The 1,571-nt window shown below is 37.4% G+C and carries 2 protein-coding genes; both read left to right on the top strand.

Features of this window, described 5'->3' with window-relative positions; all coding sequences use genetic code 11:
• Window positions 1-49: 49 nt before the first annotated feature.
• On the top strand, window positions 50-346 hold the full coding sequence (locus ACERC6_RS10225) for a helix-turn-helix domain-containing protein (RefSeq protein ID WP_373628951.1): 297 nt from the start codon (window positions 50-52) through the stop codon (window positions 344-346).
• A gap of 253 nt (window positions 347-599) precedes the next feature.
• The gene (locus ACERC6_RS10220) at window positions 600-1,520 is read left to right on the top strand and encodes an IS3 family transposase (RefSeq protein ID WP_373628950.1); all 921 of its coding nucleotides are present in this window, start codon (window positions 600-602) and stop codon (window positions 1,518-1,520) included.
• Window positions 1,521-1,571: the final 51 nt, after the last annotated feature.

Raw genomic sequence — 1,571 nt, 5'->3', positions numbered from 1 at the left:
TGAACCGCACCCCAAAAGTTAGACACTCTAACCTTTGGGGTGCTTTTCTATGGCAAAATACACAACCAACTTTAAGTTGTCTGCAATAGCATATTATCAGGGCAGACACAGCTACAAACAAACTGATAAACAGTTTAACCTACCCACAGACAGCATTGTTAAACAATGGGTCAAACTCTACCAAGCACATGGCATTGATGGTATTAAAAGACGCAATACCAAAGCTGTCTATGATACAGATTTTAAACACAACGCTATTTTAGAAATGATGGCTGGCAAACCCTCTCATCAATTGGCACTAGAGCTTAACATTAGCAATCACGCACTTTTACTCAATTGGTTTTAGTCTTATCAGTCCTTTGGTATAATGGGGATTGCCCCAAAACCCAAAGGCAGAAAAATAATGTCTAATTCAAGCCACAGTACCAACAAAAACCAAGTAAGCAAACCAAAACCCATTGGCAAACCAAACCAGACAATGAAAAAAGCGTTGATGACTTATTAGCTGAACTGGCTTACCTTAGAGCAGAAAACGACTACCTAAAAAAGCTAGATGCCTTAATTCGTCAGAAACAACAAACAAAGAACAAATAACCATCGTGCAAGAATTAAGGCATAAGCATACCCTAAACACCTTACTTGGTATTGCTAACTTGCCAAGAAGTGTGTTTTATTACCACATTCATCAAAACAAAAAGCCTGACAAAGATTTATCCTTAAAAGAGCACATCTACGATACCCATAAAGGCAGATATGGCTATCGTAGGATTTGTGCAGAACTGAACAACCAACTTGCCAGTCAAGGTATTGTCATCAACCACAAAAAGGTACAACGCTTAATGCAAGTCATGGGTTTAAAAGCTAAAATCAGACAAAAAAGACACAAACCTTATTCATCTTATCAAGGTGAACAACAAGACAAGATAAAAGACAATGTGCTACAAAGAGACTTTCAAGCCACAAAGCCTAATCAAAAGTGGGCAACCGACATCACAGAGTTGAAGGTTGAAGTTGCATCAAGCAGAGGTGATGATAATGCCAATAGCAGTGGTAAAAGTAACAACAAAACTTACCACAAACTCTACCTATCCCCCGTTATAGACTTGTTTAATGGGGAGATCATCAGCTACACCATCAAAGAACGACCCACTTATGAGTTGGTACAAGAGATGATAAGTAACGCACTTTGTAGGCTTGGTAAAGATGATAAACTTATTATCCATTCTGATAGAGGTTGGCATTATCAGATGTTTGATTATCAACAAACCTTAAAGAACAATGGTATCATCCAAAGTATGTCAAGAAAAGGCAACTGTCTTGATAATGCAGTGATAGAAAGTTTTTTTGGCACACTAAAACAGGAAGTCTTTTATGAACAAACTAAGTTTACAAGTCTTGATGAACTTAAAATCACCATTGATGAGTACATACACCACTACAATCATGATAGAATAAAGAGCAAGCTAAAAGGACTAAGTCCTGTAAAGTACAAAAACTTAGTCCTTAGCGAAACCACTTAGTTTTATCAACCTAGCCTTTAATCCTGTGTTTAAGATTTGGGGGTTGGTTCA

The sequence above is a fragment of the Moraxella sp. E33BD genome (genome assembly GCF_041807865.1).
Classification (GTDB): Bacteria; Pseudomonadota; Gammaproteobacteria; order Pseudomonadales; family Moraxellaceae; genus Moraxella; species Moraxella haemolytica.
This window is presented reverse-complemented; position numbering and strand designations above follow the sequence as displayed.

Excerpts from the sequence above, each read along its gene's own strand:
- ACERC6_RS10225 (WP_373628951.1), top strand. The coding sequence starts at position 50 with ATGGCAAAATACACAACCAACTTTAAGTTGTCTGCAATAGCATATTAT.